Origin of the sequence: Arsenophonus apicola (assembly GCF_020268605.1) — a bacterium.
In the GTDB taxonomy this organism is placed as follows: Bacteria; Pseudomonadota; Gammaproteobacteria; order Enterobacterales; family Enterobacteriaceae; genus Arsenophonus; species Arsenophonus apicola.
Window position 1 is genome coordinate 690714 of sequence record NZ_CP084222.1, and the last position, 20924, is coordinate 711637.

Annotated in this window: 14 protein-coding genes and 1 pseudogene; 6 read left to right on the forward strand and 9 right to left on the reverse strand. The window is 35.1% G+C overall.

The window, feature by feature from the left end; genetic code table 11:
* The first annotated feature begins 239 nt into the window (after nucleotides 1-239).
* Nucleotides 240-764 (forward strand): hypothetical protein, encoded by a 525-nt coding sequence (locus LDL57_RS03005; protein ID WP_180560584.1) that lies wholly within the window; start codon nucleotides 240-242, stop codon nucleotides 762-764.
* Nucleotides 765-1404: 640 nt separating this feature from the next.
* Here the strand turns inward: LDL57_RS03005 and LDL57_RS18080 are convergent.
* The 3 genes from LDL57_RS18080 to LDL57_RS03020 form a co-directional block, all read right to left on the reverse strand.
* Complete coding sequence (locus LDL57_RS18080; RefSeq protein ID WP_375141949.1) at nucleotides 1405-1656, reverse strand: M10 family metallopeptidase C-terminal domain-containing protein; 252 nt, start codon at nucleotides 1654-1656, stop codon at nucleotides 1405-1407.
* Between the two features lie 207 nt (nucleotides 1657-1863).
* On the reverse strand, nucleotides 1864-3678 hold the full coding sequence (locus LDL57_RS03015; protein ID WP_225507034.1) for a M10 family metallopeptidase C-terminal domain-containing protein: 1815 nt from the start codon (nucleotides 3676-3678) through the stop codon (nucleotides 1864-1866).
* 421 nt (nucleotides 3679-4099) lie between these two features.
* Complete coding sequence (locus tag LDL57_RS03020) at nucleotides 4100-4360, reverse strand: hypothetical protein (RefSeq protein ID WP_180560586.1); 261 nt, start codon at nucleotides 4358-4360, stop codon at nucleotides 4100-4102.
* A 1096-nt stretch (nucleotides 4361-5456) separates the two neighbouring features.
* On the opposite strand from LDL57_RS03020, the gene LDL57_RS03025 reads away from it, so the two are divergent.
* Nucleotides 5457-6377, forward strand: coding sequence for a metallophosphoesterase family protein (locus tag LDL57_RS03025; RefSeq protein ID WP_225507036.1), 921 nt, complete (start codon nucleotides 5457-5459; stop codon nucleotides 6375-6377).
* A 637-nt stretch (nucleotides 6378-7014) separates the two neighbouring features.
* On the opposite strand, the gene LDL57_RS03030 is transcribed toward LDL57_RS03025, so the two are convergent.
* Complete coding sequence (locus LDL57_RS03030; protein ID WP_180560588.1) at nucleotides 7015-9108, reverse strand: hypothetical protein; 2094 nt, start codon at nucleotides 9106-9108, stop codon at nucleotides 7015-7017.
* A gap of 1038 nt (nucleotides 9109-10146) precedes the next feature.
* Between LDL57_RS03030 and LDL57_RS03035 the strand changes: the two genes are divergently transcribed.
* From LDL57_RS03035 to LDL57_RS03045, 3 genes are all read left to right on the forward strand, one after another.
* A complete protein-coding gene (locus LDL57_RS03035; RefSeq protein WP_180560589.1) occupies nucleotides 10147-11619 on the forward strand; it encodes an NAD-dependent succinate-semialdehyde dehydrogenase in 1473 nt (490 codons plus the stop codon).
* A gap of 351 nt (nucleotides 11620-11970) precedes the next feature.
* Nucleotides 11971-12123, forward strand: a complete 153-nt coding sequence (locus tag LDL57_RS03040) for a DUF5993 family protein (protein ID WP_225507038.1) — start codon at nucleotides 11971-11973, stop codon at nucleotides 12121-12123.
* Nucleotides 12124-12133: 10 nt separating this feature from the next.
* A complete protein-coding gene (locus LDL57_RS03045; RefSeq protein ID WP_180560590.1) occupies nucleotides 12134-12679 on the forward strand; it encodes a disulfide bond formation protein B in 546 nt (181 codons plus the stop codon).
* A 180-nt stretch (nucleotides 12680-12859) separates the two neighbouring features.
* Here LDL57_RS03045 and ansB read toward each other — a convergent pair whose 3' ends face one another.
* Nucleotides 12860-13900 (reverse strand): L-asparaginase 2, encoded by a 1041-nt coding sequence (gene ansB, locus LDL57_RS03050; RefSeq protein WP_180560674.1) that lies wholly within the window; start codon nucleotides 13898-13900, stop codon nucleotides 12860-12862.
* Between the two features lie 583 nt (nucleotides 13901-14483).
* Here ansB and LDL57_RS03055 point away from each other — a divergent pair.
* The gene (locus LDL57_RS03055; protein ID WP_225507040.1) at nucleotides 14484-17048 is read left to right on the forward strand and encodes a hypothetical protein; all 2565 of its coding nucleotides are present in this window, start codon (nucleotides 14484-14486) and stop codon (nucleotides 17046-17048) included.
* A 706-nt stretch (nucleotides 17049-17754) separates the two neighbouring features.
* Here LDL57_RS03055 and LDL57_RS17695 read toward each other — a convergent pair.
* The 4 genes and pseudogenes from LDL57_RS17695 to fbaA all read right to left on the reverse strand — a co-directional run bounded on the left by LDL57_RS17695 (nucleotide 17755) and on the right by fbaA (nucleotide 20899).
* Nucleotides 17755-18234 (reverse strand): M10 family metallopeptidase C-terminal domain-containing protein, encoded by a 480-nt coding sequence (locus LDL57_RS17695; protein ID WP_180560592.1) that lies wholly within the window; start codon nucleotides 18232-18234, stop codon nucleotides 17755-17757.
* 51 nt (nucleotides 18235-18285) lie between these two features.
* Nucleotides 18286-18537 (reverse strand): annotated as a pseudogene (locus LDL57_RS18085) (calcium-binding protein); the annotation flags it as partial.
* On the reverse strand, nucleotides 18534-19463 hold the full coding sequence (locus LDL57_RS17700) for a calcium-binding protein (RefSeq protein ID WP_180560594.1): 930 nt from the start codon (nucleotides 19461-19463) through the stop codon (nucleotides 18534-18536). The pseudogene LDL57_RS18085 and the gene LDL57_RS17700, both read right to left, overlap by 4 nt.
* A gap of 356 nt (nucleotides 19464-19819) precedes the next feature.
* Entirely contained in the window at nucleotides 19820-20899 is a 1080-nt protein-coding gene (fbaA, locus tag LDL57_RS03065) for a class II fructose-bisphosphate aldolase (protein WP_180560595.1), read from the reverse strand.
* Between the last annotated feature and the right edge of the window lie 25 nt (nucleotides 20900-20924).

The window sequence follows — 20924 nt, forward strand, 5'->3', positions numbered from 1 at the left end:
ATTATCATTTTAGCACAATTACTTATGCTAATTTTTTTTCATTCCTCTAATTCTCATCTATGCTTAATGAATAATGAACATAAGCTACAGAGTTATACATATCAAGTTGTTATGTTGTTAAAATCTTATATCCTGTCTTATGTCTTTATTCAAAAGATGTATCTATAATGTTAAAGTCTTTTTTATTGATTATATACTTATTTATGATCGTCCATGAATATAGAGAAAGGAACCTATTAATGAACAAAAAAATTCTAAGTATGCTCATCTTGGCGGGTATAATAACTGCTGTTACTGGCTGTGATGAATCGCCTAAAGTCGACGATGCCATCCAACAAACCAAGGAGAGTGCTGAACAAATAAAACAGGCGGGTGCAGATAAAGCCAAACAAGTGGTGGATGAGGCAAAAGAAGCTGCGACCGATATAAAAAATAAAGCCACTGAAGAAGCTGATAAACTATCAACTAAAGCAGATCAATTAAAAGAAGCAACCCAACAAAAAACATCTGAGTTACAGCAAAATATTTCAGATAAAGCGACTGAAGTCACAAATCAAGCAAAAGAGAAAGCAACTCAGGTTAAAGAAGGGTTTAATTCTGAAGTACAGACATTATCTGATAAAGCGGCAGCGGCGAAAGAGGATATAACAAATAAAGCAGCAGCGGCTAAAGAGGATATAACAAATAAAGCAAACGCATTAAGCGAAAGTGCTAAAGAAAAAGCGGCTAGCATGCAACAAAATACTCAACCACCAAAACAATAAAATTCAATTAGTTCAATGAAAGAAAAGAAAATATTGTTAAAAATTAATTGTAGCCAAAACCATTAAAAATAAAAATAATATTGTTATTACACTTCCTTCTAACCTGATAAGGCCAGTACATCTGGCCTCTTTTTTTAACCTAGTTTGATTGATGGTATAAAATTTATCATAATCTGAAATTAATACAGTGACATGATTATTAAAATCGGTTCTAGATTTGTTACATCATAAATAATCTACAAAAATAGTCTCTTCGGCCATGTCTTTACAGGACAGCCAAAGTTGGGGAGTTAAAGGCAACATAAATAGCATTATATTTTCCCCTGTCATAATAAACCATCCGATGAATATTGAATTATCAGAGAAATAAAAAAATTCATTTTACATTTTTAAAACAAATAGTTATTAGAATATTAATTTTATTATTATTCATATCGGTAACAGCATAGCAAATAAAAAATCTATTCAGCTTTACTAACTTAATGCGTCTTAAATAGAAATAAATTAATATCATGAGCAAAATAGATGCATTCAATACCATCTATTTACTAATATAAAATCCAAACCAATCATTTAAGCTTGTTAATAATACTAACATTATTTTCTTTCTTATTTGCCAGATTATAGGCAGCTAATATAACTACCATACAATGATATCGGTATCTGGATTAAAGGTACCGAAAATGTCTAGCATAAAATCCCCTTCAGAATAACTATCCCCTCTGATAAGAATACGATGTCCATTATCCGAATAATGCTTTACCTCAATTTTTCCAATCTTATGACTAAACTGTTCAACAACATAGTCTCTATTTGTATTTTGCGCCTTATTGCTAATTTTCATTGCAGAGAGATCTATTTTATCAATTCCAGCCTGAAATCCTATAATCATGTCGCAAGCTGAAGGTGTTGATTCTTTAGCAGAAAAATAAATAAAGCGATCTTCTTCAATAATTTCATGAGAGATAGCCGCGGTTCTCCGATCGGCTATTTGCTGCGTTGTTATTTGTTGTTGCGTGGTAGATTGGTCAGCTTCTGCTCCTATTATTCCAGCCGCATTGGCTGAATCAAATGCAGTTATCTCCTGTTCAATAGTTTGTCACTGCTCTGGACTTAAAGTATCAAAATTAAACTTCTCTGAACCAATACTTTGCATGGCCTGAGTAAACCGAATCGATTGCGGATTTACGCCATCACCCCAAAGTCGATCAGCACCAAGTCCTCCATAAATAGTGTCATTGCCCGCTCCGCCTTTAATATTATTAGCTGCATCATTACCGACAATAGTATCATTGCCATAACCGCCAATAACATTTTCAATAACGGTTCCCTTAGCGATTGAAAGATTAGCTTTTAAACCACCAACATCAGAAAATGTACTCTCGTTCAAATTTATTCGTTGTCTCTGAAAATAGCCGGAAAGATCTAAAGTATAATTACCTCCGGCATCCCATATACAGCATATCAGCTCTATACGGGCATCATTGGTTAAATAGTAATCTTTGCCCGTATTAGAATTAAAACCATAGATTGTATCTCCAGTGCGAGTATTCATATTTGGCCCATACAACCTTTGTATAGCACTAATATCATCTAGCAAGGGCGCCGCTGCATAAAGCCCTTGAAAATAGGCACCGGTAACATCTTCACGCCAATAACTCATTACACTAAATTGACGAGAATCTTCCTTATAACTCGCATCAAACAGATAAGTTAATCTAACACCCTCTTGTGCATTATATTCACCCGGATGAGATAAACCTAAGGCATGACCAATCTCATGAACATAAGTATGTCGGCCATAATTGCCATTAGTTGGATATAAATTTTCTGAATGGTTCTGTACATTAAACCAGCATTCGCCGGAAAGGGCCCCAGAATTGGGTAAATAAGCAAAAGCTTGACCTTGCACTCTGTTAAAATTACCAAAATCAAGATTTGCTCGGCCACTGAGCGATGATTTAAGGCTAAAAGTGATATTAGCGACATAAGCCCAAGAATCTAATGCGAGCAATATTTGATGCTGTTGTTGTTCACTAAGGCCAACCACCTGAGTGGAACCAGGCGAATTCGAATTTGCCTGCCCCCAATCATAAAAAGTGTAAGTTATGTCAGCATGCCTACCAAGAATATTTTTACCATTCCAGGTTGAATTTTCTCGCGATATTTGTTCTGCCGCTTTAGTAATATCATAAGAAGGTTTATTATTAACTCCATTACTATAACCACCTCTGGCATAATCATTCATTAGCTCGACAATTTGCTTTGACGCTTGTGAACGAGGTATAAATAATGCTTCCTTTGACGTTACTGCTGGCTGTGATGAAGTCGGTGTTCTATCTATTATCAAACTATAGTCTAAATCTACATTTGAACCCGGTATCTTAATTTTTACATGCGAAGTTGGCGTTGTCGTTACAGGATGCGAAGTTGGCGTTGCCGTTACAGGATGCGAAGTTGGCGCTGTCGTTACAGGATGCGAAGTTGGCGCTGTCGTTACAGGATGCGAAGTTGGCGCTGTCGTTACAGGATGCGAAGTTGGCGCTGTCGTTACAGGATGCGAAGTTGGCGCTGTCGTTGAGGTCACAGTTGGCTGCGTTGATGTCGGAGTATTATTGATTAACCCATAGTTCAAATCAACACCCGCATCAGGCATCTTAATCGTTACGTGCGAAGTCGGCAATGTCGTTGTGCTATGCGAAGTTGGCGACGTGGTTGTATTATGTGAAGACGACCACCTCATTGTGCTATGTGAAGTTGGCAACGTCGTTGTGGCCTCGGTAGAGGGTAATGGAGTTGACCTATCAGAAGAATTAACGGTTGGGACTTGAACTGAAGTAGGTAATGTATACCGAGTATCCGATTGATTGGAATTATTGTAATTTATCCTAATATGCGTATAACTTCCCCCCATACCCCCTCCCATCTTTAAATGTTATTTTTTTTAACAAACTATAAGAGGTTATAACATTCCTTTATTTTTACAAATTCACCGCCACATACTTGCTTATTTTTAAATATTACTCAATTTGCCAATATAATAGAAAAATTAAGTAATTTTCATGTTAGGGTTTATAGATTTTTATAAATATTTTTAATAGCATATAATTGACTTCAGCATTCAATTATTAAACTATCAAGTCATTGATAAAATAACAGCCAGAATAAAATTAGCAAAAATAACTATTGAAAATCCGCCTATAAATATAGAATATAAAAAACTCAAACTATTATTTGATATAACGAAATAAATAAAGTCTGAGTTATCATTTTAATTATCCCTGTTGCCAGCACATTTAACTAAGTACACAGTCAGTAAATTATCTTTGTTTTTACTAATGTGCCTCTTTTGCCAGTAATTGATTTAATAAATCAAATGAAGAATGACTTAATGAATGAACTTCTATTATTAACTCAATAAAACTTTGTTGAGTCATTTCTTGGTAACTAAATGATCTTACTAAATATTTTAGCTCTATAAGTGCTTGAGGATATATTCTTACATCATGATAGATATATTCTGAATATAATTCTAAAAAATTCTTTTCATTGATTTTTTTAATATCAATTTCTTTGCTTAAATTCTGATTTAACAAATAATCAATCAGCTATAGATAAATTTCTTCTTTTTTAAAATGTAAAGGTGAATTTTATATAGGATAATTTATTATCAGTATAATTTTCCATAATAATTAAATAATGTTCTTCTACTTTTTTAAATTTTTCATCTATTAATGAAAAAAATCATTAACTTCAAATAATAATGTTTCTTTGTCAATTATTGAATTATTTATATTATAAATTTTTTGTTTAAAAAAACTAATTTTATCAAAGACTTCTTCTAATGTATTAGATTCTATAATGGAATCAGTAAGATAAACATTATTACAATTTTCAGATAACAGCAATATGCCACAATAAATCTCAATATCCTTTTTTTAAAAATTCAAGTTGGTTACTTATTTTAGATAAAGCTGAATATAAATCCTTATTATTTTTTATATTAGAGTTAATTTCATTTATTTTTCTTACACAAAATTAGAGTATTGACATAATTTTTCTACATCAGCCACATTAAACAGCTGTCCCTATTCATCAACAATTAATAATTTAGTATTTCAAGTTTTTTCTAATATATTGAAAATCTTGTGCTATAAAATTCTATTCTTTAGCTAGTTCACTATGAGAGATATAACCACAGCTTCCCTCATCCTAAATCTGGGTTGTATAGTTCAGCAACTCTTTATCAATTTTAAAATGTAATATATCGGTATGTTAATAATGACAAATAGATTATTGCGTAAAAAATAAAAAAAACAAAAATTCTTCAGGCTAACCAGTTTCAAAATACTCTACAAAACAACCTACTTAGGTTATCGAGACTGAAATTAATCAGTAAGCAAAAAAGCACAATAAATTGACCACGACAATATAAAAATCATTTTCATTAATATTAATAAAGTGTTAAATCTTGACATCCACGGATCAGTGCTCAAAGATGAATATAGGCAACATTTAATTTAGCCACTAGTAAAAAATTTTTGCAACTTAGGAAAAGCATCTATCAGTCGAAAATAACCTGGCCATGGATGTGATAGATACTGATAGGGAGAGTATACAATTTGGCAATATTGAGCTGAACACTTTGTTCTATCAAAGAGAAGAAAAAAGAATATGGGAATTAGAACATGTATGTACAATATTATTCTATTTGTCGCTCTGTTCTATTATGAAGCGAGCACAAAAAGCTATTGTATAGAAAATACAAATGAAGTTCCTTTGCATAAAAATAAATTAATTAAAAAAGATAATGACTCAGATAAATACCTGCTTCCAGATAGAAGAATCGTTGCTTATTATGGTAATTTTGACTCAAGAAAAATGGGAGTATTAGGCGAGTATTCCCCCTTACAGATGTGGAATAAATTAAAAACTGAAGCTGCACAGTGGAATGCAGCAGATCCGACAACCCCAGCGATAATGGCTTTGCACTATATAACCATCGTTGCAAGTAATAATCCAGGTAATGATGGCCAATACATTAACAGGATGAACAAATACCAAATAGATAATGCAATTTCAATCGCCGGTATGGAAAAAGACACCATTTTATTTTTAGACATCCAACCCGGATTGAGTGATTTAAGATATGAGGTGACAAGACTTCGACCTTATTTAAAAATGCCAAATGTTCATTTAGGTATAGATCCTGAGTTTATGATGCACAATGGCAATATACCTGGGAAGGCAATAGGTTCTATATCTTCTGTAGATATTAATTATATTATTGATTATTTATCAAATTTGGTTGAAGAGTTTAATCTACCACCTAAAGTTTTAGTTATTCACCGATTCACAAAGAGAATGGTGATTGATTTTGATAACGTGAAAAAATCGAAAAATGTGCAAGTTGTGTTAAATATGGATGGTTTTGGCGCACCGATTGTAAAAAAAACCAAGTATAGCCAAGTGATATCTTCAGAACCAAATGCTATTTATACCGGGATAAAAATATTTTATAAAAATGATTTAATCTCTCCTCCTCATAGATTGCTTTCTAAGCAAGAAATTCTTAATTTAGAGCCAAAACCTTTATATATACAATATCAATAATAGCCATTCGCCCCTTTAGCATAAATAGAAAATATTAGCTGACCTCCAACATCTAGCATATTTACAAGATGTTATTTTTGTGAAAAATAATTGAGTTTATATGTCATCTGTGCCAAATATTTTGATAATATTTATTAGACAATTATATGACACCTTTTGTTAAACCTGCATGGTCATATAAAACAAAATATTTATCATAAACTCTATTTTAAAAACTTATTAGCAATAAGTACTTTGAAACTAATTTGGATTATTTAATAAGTTATCCCTGGTATTTAATAAAGTAAATAATTTACCGTTACTCGACGAAAAATTGTCCATCTTTCGTGCTGCTATTTTTTGCCATTTATTTTAGTGACCAAATATCACAATCTAGCATGTCACAGCGCGATAAAAAAAGTTTCTAACATCATTTTACTCTATTTTTTATTACAATTTCATCCAATAGGATTTGTTTTAAATAAATGCAATCTATAACCCTAACGATAAACTCGTTCTTATAATAGACGCTAGTTAAAATTTGCAAAAAAAACTTTTTATTTAAATTAACTTAATATCTGTAGCATAGTGATAAATTAACATTAGCTCTATTGTTTAACATGTTATTATTAAAGTAGATATAACTAACAGTGTCTCACTATACGGGGTTGTTGGTATTTTGTTCAGCTGTTGCTTCCGTTGCTAATGCATTTATTATATGCTCATAAGCATCATCCCTTAAAAATTTAGCTTCATTTTTCATTTGTTTAATAAAATAATGGTTATAATGTTGGGTATAAATAGTTTTTGCTTGTTTATCAATCTGGATTAGTTGTTGCAGGTCATGCCAAGTAAATAATTTATCAGAAATACCATCTTGCTGTTGTAAAGCTGCTTTGATTATTTTGTTTTCTGTTGTTAGCTTTAAAAAATCGTGCACACAAGATTTTAATATTTTTTCTTGGCTAGTTGTTGATAGCAATATTTTATGCTGTTTTTGTATCTGCCCTAAGCTAGACATTAAATCATAGTATCCTTGTTGATTTATTAATTTATTTTCAATACAGTCAATCCTGTATTCACCAATGGTAAGCATATCTTTTATTATTTTTAAATCATCTAATAATAAACTAGTCGGTTGGCGGATAAAATGTTTATTTGGTTGTTCTATAAATCGTTTTTGACTCTTATTTACTCTATCAAATAATTGATTTACTTCATAACTAACCTCTTTATGTAATGTTTGTGCAGTTAGTAAAATATTATTCTGATAGGCTTTATTGAGGATCTTTTGAATTATCGAGAGTAATTTTGCTTCTGCTAAGATTTTTTGTTGTTGTAGCATAGTATTAGTGGCTGTTTTAACAACAGTATTATGTGTATCAGTCGTTGATAGAGGTGCTTGCTTAGTGACTGGAGCGGTTTCTTTAGCTTTATTTTTCGTTAGCTTATCAAAATTTAATCGTTTATTAGATAAATTTTCAGCTTCTTTAACCCCTAAAAATTTTACTTCTTGCACTTTACTTCTTATGCGAATAAAGGCTCCATAAATAGTCGCTGGAGCGCCAATTGCAGCAGGTACAAAACCTACCGCCGCACCAACTCCAGTAATGGCACTTAAAGAACTTAATGCCATCGCTGACTGCCCAATCGCTGTTACAGCCCCATACTCCAATCTTTGCTTCGAATTATAATGTATTTTGCGATCTGCTATTTCTTTTAATTGGGCAATATTTTCTTTAACAAAATCTTGGTGTTGGTTGTTTTTTAATAAAGTACGATTTTCTTGTAGTAGCTTATCTCGCTTAGATCCAGCAATGGTTTGAGCAATTCCATAGGATGTCATCATTATTTGGGCTGGCAAAAGTAGAATATTGCTTACCAACCCTGCCGCATCACTAGCTACTTCTGCTGCCTGGATCCCTTGCGATAACAATAGATCTGCAATTGATTTTGCAGACAAACCAACCATTCCTGCCGTCATCAAACTCATCGCTGCGGCTTGCAATGGAGAAGAATTGCGTTCAATTTTTACAGCAGGGAATTCTTGTTTAATACGTTGATATTCCTTAGCCATATAAGGAATCTTTGCTGAACCATGACCTTGTTCTTGCAAGTCTTGCCAGACAGCACACAGTTGCTGGAAATGTTCGCTATTTTCTTGTTTATTTTCACCTTGTAACCAATCAATCCAAGCATCGAAGTATTGTTCAATATCTTTTTTAATAAGCTTCTTGTCGACATCATTTGCAGCATTATTTTGTTGTAATGCTTTTAATATTTCCTGTTTTTTTTGCTTCATTTCTTTTATAAACGAAGGATAAATAACCTGAAAATTTTCTGTTGCTTCATCAATAGCACCTTTAGCACCAATTCCAACAAAAGGAATTGCGGGTAGTAATATACTTAACGATAATAATGCCTGTTGAAATTGTGGTAAAATTTGTCCTGTCGCCCCAGTAAATTCATCAATACCATCAATTGAACGCAAATAATGATATGCTGAACTTGTTATTTTTTTACAAGAAGTTTTTGCACTATTTAATATATTTTTTTGTTTATCTAGTGCGTTTGGCTGTATAAGAATAGAAGGTGTAGATTCGTTATCTATATTCTGATTAGAATTACTAACATTATTTATCATAGAAGAAAAAGTTGATTGATCTATATTATATTTAGCTTCTGAAGTCTTTTCTAAAGAATTAGTAGAGTTAATAGAATTTGCAAAAAAGATAGTAGAGGGAGAAAACATATTAATATCCCACAATGTAAATGATACTGATAACCAATATCATTTATCATATCAATTTTTTTTGCCAGAGTGGTAGATTTTTATTAGTAACTTTTGGCTTTATCACATTAATCGTAAAAAATTTAATTTGGCTAGAATAGAACGTTTTTTTAGGCAACTAAAGCATAAAAGAATTTTTTAGCCATATAAAATAGCAAAAAAACGCCTTAATAGATCAAATAATAATTTGTTATACTTTTATTGTACCTTCAATTATATGGCTATAGAAGAATAATAATTATTCTAATTGAATTATTATTTACTTAATTAACAACAAAACCTGAATAATATTAAGGGAAGTTTTATGAATAACCACAATAATAGTGCTGAATAGGGTAGTAATAACAACGATAATTTTCTTTCTGCGAAAATATTATTTAATCAACAAAAATAATATTAAGATTTCGTAGCGTTTATTTTTATTCCTCTTAATAAAGTTTGGTTATCATATTGTTTTAATAGATAATGATAAATTTATTATGTTGCATTTACAGCAGCAGAGCAGCAAAGGTTACGCTGCTGTTTTTTAGCCAGCTAACAGATAAGATTGGGCTACTAGTGACAACTCCACTTTTTTGAATATCCAATTATGATCGCTAGCAGCGATAGCAACATATTATTTTAACATTCCAATGTAGTGAACAAAATTTTATTGATCCCTTCACTATAATATAATTGCTGATATCTATGATGAATGAGGTATCCCATATAACAATATGATACTAACACGACAAAATAATCGCCTGATACAAAATTATTAACCCGTGATCATCATTTAGTGCAATAAAATTGGTGTTATTTGTGCTTAGCTGATTATTGTATTTTTCTAAATTAGAATAAAAATCTAACCTAGTAATGATGATAACTATTATTAACGCAGTTTTAAATCAGTTAGCAATTGTTGCATGTGTTATTCTGCAGTTCTTAGCCACAATTGAAAATAAAATTAAAGATAAAATATCAAATGGTATTCCACCCCTAAATTCTGGAGAAAAATCAATGGAAAATAATCTCATTAATTCTCCCCTTTTCCGTCAACAAGCCTATATTAACGGTCAATGGGTCGATGCTGACAAGCATTCAACATTTAATGTTATTAATCCCGCTAATGGTAATGTAATTGCTAAAGTTAGTGATTTAGGCAAAAACGAAACACAAAAAGCAATCGCTGCCGCTGATAAGGCATTACCCGCCTGGCGAACAATGAGCGCAAAACAACGCAGTCAAATTTTAAATAAATGGTTTTATCTGATTATGGAGAATCAGTCAGCCTTAGCAGAAATATTGAGTTTGGAACAAGGTAAATGCCATAACGAAGCAATGGGTGAAATAACTTATGGCGCTAGTTTTATCCAATGGTTTGCTGAAGAAGGAAAGCGAACCTATGGTGAAACAATCCCATCTCCTGTCGCTGATTGCCGAATAATGACCATCAAACAAGCTGTTGGAGTTGTAGCTGCTATTACGCCGTGGAATTTTCCCAATGCCATGATCACCAGAAAAGTTGCGCCTGCTCTGGCGGCTGGCTGTACTGTTATTTTAAAACCTGCCGCTGAAACACCGCTGTCAGCTTTAGCATTAGCAGTACTTGCTGAAAAAGCAGGTATTCCAGCCGGCGTTTTGAATATTGTACCCAGTACCGATGCAAAAACGATTGGTTCGGTGATGACAGAAAGCCCTATTGTCCGCAAATTAACCTTTACTGGCTCAACGCAAGTAGGCAAATTATTAATGGCGCAGTGCGCTAATACCGTCAAAAAGCTTTCATTAGAGCTAGGCGGTAATGCACCTTTTATCGTTTTTGATGATGCGGATTTAGAAGCCGCTGTTCAGGGTGTATTAGCGGCAAAATTTCGCAATAGTGGACAAACTTGCGTTTGCGCTAATCGTATTCTTGTTCAAACTAGTATTTATGATGAGATCGCAAAACGGTTAAGTGCTGCAGTTAAAACTCTGCGCATCGGGCCTGCAAGTCAAAAAGATGCCCAACTCGGACCCTTAATTAATCAGCAAGCTATCGACAAAGTGAAACAGCATATCAGCGATGCTATCGAACAAGGTGCACACATATTAACCGGTGGCAATGTCGCTTCACAAGGAAAATTATTTTTTGAGCCAACGGTATTGATTAATGTAAATAACCAAATGAAAGTCGCAAAAGAAGAGACATTTGGCCCATTAGCACCCTTATTTAAATTTACTGATGAATCAGAGGCAATTCAGTTAGCTAATGAAACCGAATTTGGCTTAGCAGCCTATTTTTATTCACGCGATATCAACCGCATTTATCGCGTTGCTGAAGCATTGGAAACGGGTATGATTGGTATCAATGAAGGACTTATCTCTCATGAAATGGCGCCTTTTGGTGGGATTAAACAATCAGGACTCGGGCGCGAAGGTTCCCATTATGGGATCGATGAATTTTTAGAAATAAAGTATTTCTGTTTTGGTAATATTAAAGCAACTATATAATTTAACTTTATGAAATATTAATAGTTGTTATTAAGAATGAAAACTTACGGGTAATGTTAAGCTGATAAAATTGGTTTTATTACCCTCTTTAATGGTAATGTTTCATTTTTTTCTTATATCAATAATCATATAACTTTATAATTATTCATTATATAAAATTTTTAATTTAATATAACAATAATCTTAAGTTAGATTATTTCTTACCAATAAATATTATTAATAATTTTTGACATCAATTAGTTAACATCTATAATTTATAATTAAAAATAACATCTGATATTTCATGTATCTTGATAATATTATCGTGCATATAAAATCTAATAGTTAATTTTATATTAATAGGATCTTATAATGTTTTTACCTTTTATCATCGCTTTTCTAATCACTATTTCACTTGTTTTCAAACAGAGAAAACTAAGTTACATACTTTTATTAATGCTGTTTGTTATAACTATTTTATTATTTAAATATCATGCAACTGACAATATTAATCTGTCTTTTTAGTTAGAGAATTATGATGAAAACACTAACTTCAACAAAGATCATTTCTAATCTAAATATTCTAGGGTTATTAGGAATATGTGCAATATTAATTGTTGCGTTCTGTTATCAAATTATATTACATGAAATACCATGTCCACTATGCTTATTACAACGAGTAGGCATTATAATGATAGGCATCGGTTTTCTATTTAATCTTATCCTTGGCATTAATCAACGCCATTACAGTATAATTATTTTTAGTTCTATCGCCACATGTATGACGGCAACCCGACAATTGTTAATTCATATTCTGCCAGGTGATCCAGGATATTATTCTACCGTCTTTGGTCTGCATCTTTATACTTGGTCCTTACTTTTCTCTTTAGCGATTATTCTGTTTATTTCAGTATTAATGTTATTCAATGCCGCAGAAATACAAGTCGCAAAATCCCCTGCGAGAGAAATAGCGATTTATCTATTTATGTTTTTAATACTGGCTAACCTTATATCCACCATATTGGAGTGTGGACTGACAGAGTGCGTTGACAATCCAACATTTTATAACTTATTAAATTAAAAATTTATTTTACTATAGATTGTAAATTCGTAATTTTTTAACTCAGCCTATAAATTATAGTCAAAGTTTAAAAGAATAAGTTTTTGACAAAAACAAGAGATTTTTTGCAATAACATTTTTAGCAATAAACAACTACTACAATTGCAGCGACTATAATGGGGCTATGCGCCCCTGTCATTATTAATACTGTGAAAAATATTGCTGGATTTTCTTTGGATCTTTCGTTTGGGTCAGTGCCAACATAAGTAGCACTCGGGATTTATAGGGGCTTAGCGTCCCAGACGCAATAAAACCGTGTTTGTCATCATCAATTTCGCCGTTACGTGTGGTTGGCCCGGAAGAAACACGTGAGGAACGCACCACCACCAGTCCTTTTTTGACCGCATTGGATAACGTATTTAATATAGCATGGGAGATATTGCCATTACCTACACCCGCGCTCACAATACCCTGATAGCCGTTATCAATAAAAGCCTTGGCAGGAATATCAGACGCATTAGCGTAATTATAGACGATACCCACCTCCGGTAGTTGAGTCAGCTTGCTGACGTCGAACTGCGTCTGTCCAGTGTGTTTTTGCACAGGCGTCCGGGTATAGGTGACTTTGCTGTCGGAGACAGCTCCCAAAGCGCCATAATTAATCGACTGGAACGCCCCTAAATTCTCGGTGTTTAATTTGGTCACATCCCGTGCATCAAGGATCTTGCCATTCATCACCAACATCACACCCCGCCCGGCACTGTCCGGTGACGCTGCCGTCACGATCGCGTCGTACAAATTTACCGGCGCGTCAGAGCTAAGTGCAGTAACCGGACGCATTGCACCCACCAGTACTACAGGTTTCTCACACTTCACTGTCAGGTTTAGAAAATAGGCGGTTTCCTCAATGGTATCGGTACCATGAGTAATAACAAAACCGTCAGTACCTGAACACTGCGCATTTATTTTTTGCGCCAGCTTGAGCCATACCGTGGTATCCATATCCTGCGAACGAACAGTAACCACCTGTTCACCTTTAACATTGGCGATCTGCTTTATTTGTGGCACCAGCGCCACGAGCTGATCGACTTTGATTGTCCCTGGTGTGTAACTGGCTTTGACCGGTGACTCACCGCTACCTGCGATAGTGCCGCCTGTTGCCAGGACAGTAATATTGGGTAGTGCAAGCGCGGCACAAGAGAAGGAAACGCCGAAGGCTAGTACCAGAAAGCTCATTTTCATTTTCGTTTTCACTTTACTATTCCTTAAACAATGAAATTGCCGCTCCATCATACAAGGGTAGAAACACAAGCAATGCTGTTTACGATCAAACAAAGAAGAGAAAGTGGAAAAAATACTGAGTAGCAGGTATTGACAGGGAGTTTTACTTAGTTATTTCTTGGAGTTAGTAGATCTTCCTCATGCTCGTGGTGTGATTCAAGACTATTTTATAATTGTTGCTATAGGATCTTCCCTATCTTCGTAGGGTGTTTTCTTGTCAGGACTTCATCTGGATACATATAATCAGTCAGTTAATAATTCAGCTTATCCTAAATAAAAAAATCTTGCTTGGTTGAAAACTATAGATTATGCAAAAACACCCTGGATAAACGTATCGCTGGCACCGTTAATGGAACTTGCATGTGCTCCAACTCAACCAATCTGAGTGATAACGACTTAGGCACTAGTGCCAATGGCGATGGCATTTGGGGATCCTGCATTAATAAAGTAAGTAACTATCTAATCAGACTTGAATTATTACAATAATTATTTTTCTTCTATGCTTGATGCTTTATTTATATTCTGTTGTTATGGAGTTCAAAACGTGTTTCCAATAAATCATTTATCAACAGTTGCCCCTGCCGCTTTTCACAACGAAAATGATCCACCCAAGATGTTACTACAGCGATTAATATCATCTTCTGCTCATATTCAGGGAGAAAGTCGCTTACTACCTAATGGATTAACTGCGCGCGATAATTTGCCGTTGCTATTTCAGATTGTCCTTGATCCGGTAAATCAACAGCCAGAAATAAATGGTTTTCTACCTTCAGATGACATTGATTCCTTATACCCTATGATTGGCAAACTAGGAGAAACAACCATTCTTGCCGGAAATTATGATGAAATAGTGCGATTTGTCTCTCACAATAAAGCCTATGCAATTTTTGCTATTGCCGCATTTGGCTTACCTGCCGTCTCATTCAAACAAAATTTTGAAGATCCAGACACTAGCGCGATAGCGTTGCTATTTTCTAAAACAGGCAGTTTAGAAAGAGCAACAAACTTTGATGAAACACATATTTTAGGCCCGGTTGATCCAGAGTGGGTGGTTCTATTGCATACCCCCTATAGTGATCTTAATACACTACAACCAGAGGTAGTTGAAAAACTTTCACAAACTTACGAGCAAGTTGTGAATCAATATATCAACTCTTGTAACCATAGTACCTTTGATATCTGGTTCAGCATCTATCCTCAAGATGAAGCTTTACCCTCTCATCCTATAGCTAATGAACTTACCCAACAGCAAATGAATAATGCCAATTTAGAAAGGAAAATAGAGTACAATAATATTCCTCATCATTTACTCACTCAAAGTACTAGTCAAACTGACACTTTGGAAGAAAAAGAAACAGTAAAATTAGTCACCCCTAAAATGTCAACAGAGAGGGTATTATTAAACCCAGGAGAGTTTACAAAGGCCATAGGACTAAAAGGACTTAGTGAAAAATATAGCGTCGATTTGACTACACTAAAAGATTATCCCCAAACAAATAGCACTCCTTCGCTAAAGGGAAAATTTTTTTTAGCTGGCAAATCCAATAAATTAACCCCTGAGATATTAAAAGCGATAATGTCATTAGGCCCAGAGGAGTTTACAAAGGCCGGTGGACTAAGCGGGATCAGTGAAAAATATAAAGTAAATTATACCACCTTAAAAAATTACTTCTATGCAAATGGTACCCTCACGGTTAGAGGAAAGCTTTTTTTAGTCGACAAACCCGATAAATTAACCCCTGAGCTATTAAAAGCGATAGTGTCATTAGGTAAAGACGGGATCGCAAATGCCGGTGGACTTAGAGGGGTCAGTGAAAAATATAAGATAAATTATTCCACCTTAAATAATCATCTCAATACGGATGGGACTCTCACGATTAGAGGGAAAGTTTTATTAGGCAGCAAATCCAATAAATTAACTCCTGAGATATTAAAAGCGATAGTGTCATTAGGTAAAGACGGGATCGCAAATGCCGGTGGACTAAAAAGGCTCAGTGAACAATATAATGTGAATTTTTGTACGTTAAATAGTTACTTTAATGCAAATGGCACCCTCACTGTCAGCGGGAAAAGCTTTCTAGGTGGCAACCCCAATAAAATAACCCCTGAAATATTAACAGAAATTATGTCATTAGGTGAAGACGGGATCGCAAATGCCGGTGGACTCAAAGGAATCAGTGAACAATATAATGTGAAATTGGGGACGTTATATAATTACATGTATACGAATGGCACACTAACGGTTGTAGGGGAAGCTGTACTACGCGGCAAATCCAATGAAATAACCCCTGTGATGTTAAAAGCAATTATGTCATTAGGTGCCGAAGGGATCGCAAAATCCGGTGGATTGAGGGGGCTTAGTAAACAATATAATGTGAGATTGGGTACGTTAAACAATTACCTTAATAAAAATGGCACGCTCACAGTTGGGGGTAAAAGCTTTTTAGGTGACAAACCCAATAAATTAACCCCTGAGCTATTAAAAGCAATAGTGTCATTAGGTGAAGAAGGGATCGCAAAATCCGGTGGATTCAAAGGGCTCAGTGAACAATATAGTGTAAGTTTGGAAACGTTAAAGAGTTACCTTAATAAAAATGGCTCGCTCACAGTTAGAGGAAAAAGTTTTTTAGGTGACAAACCCAATAAAATAACCCCTGTGATGCTAACAGAAATTATGTCATTAGGTGAAGACGGGATCGCAAAAGCCGGTGGACTCAAAGGAGTCAGTGAACAATATAATGTGAGATTGGGTACGTTAAAGAGTTACCTTAATAAAAAAGGCATACTAACGGTTAGAGGTGAATCTATCTTAGGCGGCAAACCCAATAAAATAACCCCTGAAATTCTAACAGAAATTATGTCATTAGGTGAAGACGGGATCGCAAAAGCCGGTGGACTCAAAGGAATCAGTGAACAATATAATGTGAGATTGGGTATGTTAAAGAGTTACCTTAATAAAAAAGGCACACTAACGGTTAAAGGGGAAGGTATCTTAGGTGGCAAACCCAATAAAGTAAGCCCTGTGATGCTAACAGAGATTATGTCATCAGGTGAAGACAGGATCGCAAGAGCCGGTGAATCAAAGGGATCAGTGAACAATATAATGTGAGATTGGATACGTTAAAGAATTACCCTAATAAAAATGGCACGCTCAAATTTAGGGGAAAACGTTTTTTAGGTGACAAACCCAATAAAATAACCTCTGAGTTGTTAACAGAGATAGTGTCATTAGGTGCAAAAGAGATCGCAAAGTCCGGTGGACTGAGAGGGCTCAGTAAACAATATAGAGTGAATTTGAAGACGTTAAAAAATTATATATTTGAAAATGGCATCCTCACGTTTAAGGGAGAAAGTTTTTTAGCTGACTAGCCAGCAAATCCGTAAAAATTACGCTGTTGTTGCTAGCGAGCTAACAAATAAAGTTGGCTTGCCAGTAACAAGATGTTCTTTTTCGGATGTGAGGCTATTCTTCGCTTAATATGTGTATCAATTCGATAGCTGCAAACAAGGTTTGACACCCGCGGAAGGATTTGAAAACTAACATCGCGGGTATTCGTCGTTTGATATGTCGATGTTCTATTTTAACCGAATGGAGAATTATTTACGCTGTCTAACAGTATGTTTCTTCTTCGGATTTTTCTGCGTTCAGAGTACTAATTGCTGCAACATTGGTACCCTTTTACCGATATTAAAAAAGGAACAGCTTCAATATTCGGCAAGGCAAGATTTATCATTAGTTATCCAAAATTTTATTTGTTCGCCACTAAAAAACTTTTGCTAATCCGCTTGCTTTAATACAACAGAAGCCCATTTATTTAAAATATTAAAACATCTTCAATAGGATTGATTGAACCGATTATTTGAATTTGAAATTCTGCCTGCCCATCACCATCATGATCCAGCATTAATTTTGTTAAATTTTGTGTTTTATCATAATTGATGAGCATTTCATTTTTTTTATCAGAAAAGCTATTTACACAGTTGATATGAAAAAAACTATTGCTAATTTTACTCAATAAAGAAATATCTATTTTATCAATACCAACTTCAAAATCCATTATTATATCTGGTGATGTGAATAATGAATCATTAATTGCTTCGTAGTTAAAAATATCTATTCCTGAACCACCATATAGTTTATCGCTACCTGTCCCGCCCTCTATTGTATCGTTGCCATTCCTTCCATTAATTGTATCGTTGCCATCGCCGCCAATTATTAAATCGTTGCCATCGCCGCCATCTATAATATCGTTGCCATCCCCGCCATCTAAAATATCGTTGCCTCTGCTGCCCATTATTATATCATTGCTTTTCCCGCCAGTTATTAAATCGTTGCCATCCCCGCCATCTATTGTATCATTGCCTTTTCCGCCATTTATTTTATCGTCTCCTGTCCCGCCATCTATTATATCGTTGCCTTCATTGCCAAATATTAGATCGTCGCCATCCCCACCCTCTATTTTATCGTTGCCGTCCCCACCATCTATTGTATCGTCGTCTTCCCCACTGTTTATTATATCGTCGCCTGCCCCACCTCCTATTAGATCGTTACCTGTCCCGCCAACGATTGTATCGTTGCCATATCCGCCATCTATTATATCGTTGCCATCCCGCCATTTAGTTTATCGTTACCATCCTCGCCATCTATTGTATCGTCGTCTTGACCACCATTTATTATATCGTTGCCGACCCTGCCATATAGTTTATCGTTGCCTTCCCCGCCATCTATTATATCGTTGCCTCCATTGCCCAATATTAAATCGTCGCCATTGCCACCATAAATCGTATTGTTGCCTGCCCCGCCATTTATTATATCGTCGTCCTCACTACCAAATATGCTATCATTGCCTTCCCCGCCATCTATTATATCCTTGCCTGCACCGCCATCTATTATATCGTTGCCTCCATTGCCAAATATTAGATCGTCGCCATTGCCACCATCGATCGTATTGTTGCCTGCCCCGCCATTTATTATATTGTCGTCCTCACCACCAAATATGCTATCATTGCCTTCCCCGCCATCTATTATATCCTTGCCTGCACCGCCATCTATTGTATCGTCGTCTTCACCACCATTTATCGTATCGTTTCCTTCCCCGCCATCTATTGTATCCTTACCTGTTCCGCCATCTATTATATCGTCGTCTTGACCACCATTTATCGTATCGTTGCCTTCCCCTCCATCTATTATATCTTTACCTGTCCCACCATCTATTGTATCGTCGTCTTCACCACCATTTATGGTATCGTTGCCTTCCCCACCAACTATTGTATCTTTGCCATCCCCGCTATATATTATATCTTTGCCTCCATTACCAAATATTAAATCGTTACCTTCCATGCCATTTATTGTATTGTCGCCTTCACCACCATTTATGGTATCGTCGTCTGCCCCACCAGTTATTACATCGTTATCTTTTTTATCGAATATTGGTACCCGGCCCCATTCGCTACTACGAGTAAATTTTGTTAAATTTTTCTGTGACTCAAGATGATAATATTGACTATTGAGCATTGTGTTCATTTTTTGTACCTAACTTGATTATTAATTTTGATCCGCTATCTACTTCAAAATCCACCTATCTAATGAAAAATTTAATATAGTGTGCGGCAATCATATTGGCCAATTTTGCTCAATAATTATTTTACAAAAATTCAACAATAGTAGGCTGGCTTTTACTAAAGGATTAACCCGTGGATCCATTCGAGGATGGGTATTTTCAAGAAAAAAATATTTTGTGAGCCGTTCGCGGGTTTTGTATACATGGCATAAATTATTGCAAATAAGCAACAAATGAAAAAACGAGCTTACTTTATATAATAAAAAACCCTATGGTGTGAACCATAGGGTTGAGAACCAGGAAATAGAATAGCGATTAGTTACAGCACATTGATACAATTTAACTCTTTATATGCAAGTTCTAAACGCGCAATCATAGAAGTTTGACCCGCACGCAGCCAAACACGAGGGTCATAATATTTTTTATTAGGTTTATCTTGACCTTCTGGATTACCCAATTGGCTTTGTAGATAACCTTCATTTTTCTTATAATAATTCAAAATGCCTTCCCAAGTCGCCCATTGGGTGTCAGTATCAATATTCATTTTTACCACACCATAACTGACTGCTTCTTTAATCTCTTCAGCAGTAGAGCCTGAACCACCATGGAAAACAAAATTCAGATTATTTTCCGCTGGCAAATTAAATTTCTGCGCAACGTATTCTTGTGAATTCTTAAGGATCTTTGGTGTTAATTGAACATTACCTGGCTTATAAACACCATGTACATTACCGAAAGATGCCGCAATCGTAAATCGATGACTAATTTTACTCAATTGCTCATAGGCGTAGGCGACATCTTCGGGTTGGGTATAAAGTGATGTGCTATCTAAGCCCGTGTTATCGACACCATCTTCCTCACCGCCGGTACAACCTAACTCAATTTCTAACGTCATCCCCATTTTGCTCATCCGGTGCAAATATTGGGAGCAAATTTCAATATTTTCCGCCAATGACTCTTCAGACAAGTCGATCATATGAGATGAAAACAGTGGTTTACCGGTGGTTTTATAATATTCCTCACCGGCATCCAGTAAGCCATCAATCCAAGGCAGTAGTTTACGTGCACAATGATCGGTGTGTAATATCACAGGTACAGCATAATGTTTTGCCATCTGATGTACATGATGAGCTCCTGAAATTGCGCCTAAAATCGCAGCTTGCTGGCCTTCTGCTTTTAAACCTTTACCAGCGATAAACGAGGCACCACCGTTAGAGAATTGGACAATGACAGGAGAACCAACCTTAGCGGCAGTTTCCAAAACAGCATTAATCGAATCTGTACCTACACAATTGACGGCCGGCAACGCAAATTTATGCTCTTTGGCAATGGCAAAAACTTTTTGCACATCATCGCCGGTAATAACACCTGGTTTTACAAAATCAAAAATCTTAGACATGAGATAAAGTCCTATTATTGGACAG

What these genes read in the sequence shown, in the direction of transcription:
- LDL57_RS03030 (WP_180560588.1), bottom strand. Translation starts at nt 9,108, where the DNA reads ATGTTTTCTCCCTCTACTATCTTTTTTGCAAATTCTATTAACTCTACT.
- LDL57_RS03005 (WP_180560584.1), top strand. Translation starts at nt 240, where the DNA reads ATGAACAAAAAAATTCTAAGTATGCTCATCTTGGCGGGTATAATAACT.
- LDL57_RS03035 (WP_180560589.1), top strand. Translation starts at nt 10,147, where the DNA reads ATGGAAAATAATCTCATTAATTCTCCCCTTTTCCGTCAACAAGCCTAT.
- LDL57_RS03025 (WP_225507036.1), top strand. Translation starts at nt 5,457, where the DNA reads ATGTACAATATTATTCTATTTGTCGCTCTGTTCTATTATGAAGCGAGC.
- LDL57_RS03045 (WP_180560590.1), top strand. Translation starts at nt 12,134, where the DNA reads ATGATGAAAACACTAACTTCAACAAAGATCATTTCTAATCTAAATATT.
- LDL57_RS03040 (WP_225507038.1), top strand. Translation starts at nt 11,971, where the DNA reads ATGTTTTTACCTTTTATCATCGCTTTTCTAATCACTATTTCACTTGTT.
- fbaA (WP_180560595.1), bottom strand. Translation starts at nt 20,899, where the DNA reads ATGTCTAAGATTTTTGATTTTGTAAAACCAGGTGTTATTACCGGCGAT.
- LDL57_RS17695 (WP_180560592.1), bottom strand. Translation starts at nt 18,234, where the DNA reads ATGGGCAGCAGAGGCAACGATATTTTAGATGGCGGGGATGGCAACGAT.
- LDL57_RS18080 (WP_375141949.1), bottom strand. Translation starts at nt 1,656, where the DNA reads ATGATTATAGGATTTCAGGCTGGAATTGATAAAATAGATCTCTCTGCA.
- ansB (WP_180560674.1), bottom strand. Translation starts at nt 13,900, where the DNA reads ATGAAAATGAGCTTTCTGGTACTAGCCTTCGGCGTTTCCTTCTCTTGT.
- LDL57_RS03015 (WP_225507034.1), bottom strand. Translation starts at nt 3,678, where the DNA reads ATGGGGGGAAGTTATACGCATATTAGGATAAATTACAATAATTCCAAT.
- LDL57_RS17700 (WP_180560594.1), bottom strand. Translation starts at nt 19,463, where the DNA reads ATGAACACAATGCTCAATAGTCAATATTATCATCTTGAGTCACAGAAA.